At 33.3% G+C, this 3,572-nt stretch carries 2 protein-coding genes; both read right to left on the minus strand.

The window, feature by feature from the left end:
* A partial coding sequence (locus V7024_RS17785) for a Cna B-type domain-containing protein (protein ID WP_335522301.1) occupies positions 1 to 1,777 on the minus strand: 1,777 nt, incomplete at its 3' end.
* Between the two features lie 1,070 nt (positions 1,778 to 2,847).
* Positions 2,848 to 3,572, minus strand: a 725-nt coding sequence (locus V7024_RS17795; RefSeq protein WP_335522302.1) for a Cna B-type domain-containing protein, incomplete at its 5' end; no start/stop codon positions are given.

A 3,572-nucleotide genomic window follows, 5' to 3' on the forward strand; every position in this document is an offset into this window, starting at 1 on the left:
TATTTGTGATGTCATAACCGTTTACTTTGGATTCATATCCTGTCACTGGTTGCTCTTTCAATTCATACTTGTATGCTACTCCATTTGCGTCATATGCTTCTAAATCTGCAAATGTGTACTTCCAGTTGTTTGTTGCTGTTACTTCTTTCGTGTCGATCTTTTCACCGTTTCGGAATAACTCTACTTGGATTAAGCTTGGACGATCTGTTGCATTGTTATCCTTCCAAGTTTTTGTTCCTTCTACTTTTGTCTTTCCTACTTTTGTATTTGTGATGTCATAACCATTCACTTCGGATTGATATCCATCTACTGGTTGTTCTTTCACTTCATACTTATATTCTTTACCGTCTGTATCGTAGACTGCTAAATTTTTAAATTCATATTTCCAGCCTGTTGCTTCACTTACTTCTTTCGTATCAATCTTTTGGCCATTTTGGAATAAATCTACTTTGATTATTGCCGGACGATTTTGATTGTCGTCTTTCCACGTCTTCGTTCCTGTAACAGATGTAGTTTTCACTTTATTCGAAATCGGTAGTTTAATTCCATTTACAGCATCTGATTTTACTTCAAACGTTACTTTTGCTTGTGGATCAAAATCAATATAGTTTGGAGCTGAAACTTCTTGCACATAATATTTACCTGGTGTTAAATCTTTGATTTCGATGATACCTTTTTCATCTGTTGTATATTGACCTCCAACTTGTTCGCCTGACTCTTTATACAACTTAAATGAAACATTCGGTATTACTTTTTCTTCAGCGCCTTCAAGATGCTTAATAATTCTTAACGTTCCTTTAGGAGGTAAATCACCTTGAGCACCACCGCCAGATGCTATATTTGCGACTGTAGCGCTCCCCGACTCAGAAACCGGTTGTTTGTATAGAATTTGATAATCAATCTTATAATCATTTTTAAAAGATTCTTGGCTCTTTCCGCTTGCCGTTATCGTACTTGTATACGAAACGTTAAAAGACCTAGCACTTCCCATACTCCAGTTAATCACAACTTTAAATGAACGACCGTCGTCATTAAACTGAACATATCCATAACGTTGATCTTCAAATTGCTTAATAGTTAACTCCTCTCGGTCATTAACTATTATTCGAAAACCATCTTTATTAAGTGTTTGACCTTCCTGCAAACTATCAGACACAACAATATCTCTACCTAAATATTCTTTCTTTGTGTTTATTCTCAAGAACCAACGTACTTCATCGGTGTTACTTGGTTGAATATCACCAACTTTTCCAAAAAACGGGGTAGTGCCTGTACTACCACCGCTCGAATTCTTAATTGTGACAGTTTGCTTATCTAAAGTTGTACCTAGATTTGTTTCAACATTTGTTGTTTGTTCTACACTATTAGCTTGAACTTCAAAATAAAAATGTCCTTTGATATTATGAAGTTTCTCCACTATATCAATAAATGTACATACCACCTTACCTGCAGTTACGTCACAAGTACCAAAATTATTACCTTGCTCATCATTTAATGGAATCGTTGCATTAAATCCTGTTAACTCTCGAGGCAGTGTTAATGTTAACGTGTCTCCGGATTTCATATTATTTCCAGATTTATCACTGAAAGTTACATTTATTTTAGCCTTGTCTCCATAGTTTAGTGTTGTTTTATCAAATGTAAAACTATCCACAAATCCTGTTGTACTTAATTCTTGTGCATTTGCTATTATAGGCAGCAAACTCTGGCCTATAGTAAATATAAAAATCATTATTATTGAAAAAATCGAAGTTACTCTTTTTAAAGCTAGACCCATGTCATCCTCCTATAAAATATATTTGGATGGCTTTTGGTACAATTACACTATGACAACAACTTAATAGTTGCTTTTTCTCTTTTTCGACTGTTATAAGCTTAGAAACTTAAAAATTGACTTCTATATACGTTTCATCCACTATTTAAGAGTCGTTAGCGTTACTAAAACACTAAATCCAATTATTAAGATATTGACATAGAAAATAAATGATGATAGTATAAAAACTGTGAAATTTATATCCTTTCATCCACTATTTAAAAGTCGTTAGCGTTACTAAAATAGCAGCAAATCCATTTATTGTATTTTCATAATAAATGAGCGATGATAATATAAAACTGTGAAATTTTTATCATCGTTTCTGCCAAATTACGAACACTTAAGTTGTACCATATGTACCATCTCTCTTTGATCATAAATGTTTGGCTAATCATGTTTTCAATTAAACTCTACTGATATGTCCAAATTTGATAGCATATTTTTAACACATCAAAATTTTCTTCACCAAACCCTTTTTACTCCCTCCTTAAAGGCTATTTCATGCTCTTACCTAAAACTTTACAGATGTTTTGACAATAAAAATAGGTTTCGTAACTTTTATAACCAGTTTTGTAACTTAAAAAAGTATAATTTGTTTCAAAATCAATTTAATAATAAATTTATAAGTTCCCTTATGTCATATTTCCTCTCCTTTAACGCTTGACACTCTCTATCTACACAAAAAATTACAAATCATAAGCAATTTTGTTTGTTCATGTACATCGTTTAAACCATTTATTAGATTCGTAATTAACTAATCTTGTTGTTCTTGAGAGAATGAGCGATAACGTTCCACAGCTTGTTGGAAATCGTTTCATTTCTCAACTTTTTCATAGCTATGTTACCTATGAATTTCATAGTAGACTCTCGATATACCGGATCTTCAATTGAACTTCCAACATAATAATTTGATTCATAATTGGTTGTAGATAGTTATTGATTTTGCATAGTACCTCTTCTCTATATAACAAAAACCCGAATAGCGACTTTTTAACTTGTCTACTACTCGGGTTATAGCATAATAATTAATCTAATTATTTAACTCTTCGACGGAACAGTAACATTCCACCTATAACAAACAACATCATACCTCCTGCTACTGAAACCATCCAAGCTGGTGTTCCTCCTGTTTCAGGAAGCAATCCCGGCGCCTTATTACCTTTTTTACTAGATGACGCTTCTGGATTCTTAATATTTGTGTTTGTGTTTGTACCTGTATTTGTATCTGTGCCCGTGTTTGTATTCGTGTTTCTACCTGTATTTGTACCTGTGTTTGTACCTGTATCTGTACTTGTACTTGTATTTGTATTTGTATTTGTATTTGTATTTGTATTTGTATTTGTATTTGTATTTGTATCTGTGTTTGTACCTGTGTTTGTACCTGTATCTGTACCTGTATTTGTATCCGTACCTGTATTTGTATCCGTACCTGTATTTGTATCCGTACCTGTATTTGTATCCGTACCTGTATTTGTAGATTCCTTAATCTTTGTATTCGTAATGTCATAACCAATCACTTCGGATTTGTATCCGTCTACTGGTTGTTCTTTTACTTCATACTTATATGCTTTGCCGTTTGCATCATATGCTGCTAAATCTGTAAACGCATATTTCCAACCGTCTGCTTCACTTACTTCTTTTGTATCAATCACTTGGCCGTTTTGCAATAAATCAACTTTGATTGTGCTTGGACGATCTGTCGCATCGTCGTCTTTCCACGTTTTTGTTCCTTCTACTTTTGTTTGGCCTACTTTTGTAT

Origin of the sequence: Bacillus sp. JJ864, assembly GCF_036963045.1 — a bacterium.
Classification (GTDB): Bacteria; Bacillota; Bacilli; order Bacillales; family Bacillaceae_G; genus Bacillus_A; species Bacillus_A pseudomycoides_C.